Genomic DNA, 473 nt, shown 5'->3' with positions numbered 1-473 from the left:
GTGCTGCGGAGCTTGCGCGTCGCCAAGGTGAAGACCCCGATCCTGATCCTGTCCGGCATGGCCGGCATCGAGGACAAGGTGAAGGGCCTCGGCTTCGGCGCCGACGACTACCTGACCAAACCCTTCCACAAGGACGAACTGGTGGCGCGGATCCACGCCATCGTCCGCCGCTCGAAGGGTCACGCTCAGTCGGTCATCACCACCGGCGACCTGATCGTGAACCTCGATCAGAAGACCGTCGAGGTCTCGGGCTCGCGCGTCCACCTCACCGGCAAGGAGTACCAGATGCTGGAACTCCTCTCGCTGCGGAAGGGCACCACGCTCACCAAGGAGATGTTCCTCAACCATCTCTACGGCGGCATGGACGAGCCGGAGCTGAAGATCATCGACGTGTTCATCTGCAAGCTGCGCAAGAAGCTGGCGAACGCGTCTGCGGGCAAGAACTACATCGAGACCGTGTGGGGCCGTGGCTA

Annotated in this window: 1 protein-coding gene; it reads left to right on the top strand. The window is 62.8% G+C overall.

Going from position 1 to position 473, the window contains the following annotated elements; all coding sequences use genetic code 11:
• Positions 1-473, top strand: a 473-nt coding sequence (locus C1631_RS25480; RefSeq protein WP_109714489.1) for a response regulator transcription factor, incomplete at both ends; no start/stop codon positions are given.

Source organism: Chryseobacterium phosphatilyticum (assembly GCF_002899825.2).
Lineage (GTDB): Bacteria > Bacteroidota > Bacteroidia > Flavobacteriales > Weeksellaceae > Chryseobacterium > Chryseobacterium phosphatilyticum.
This window is presented reverse-complemented; position numbering and strand designations above follow the sequence as displayed.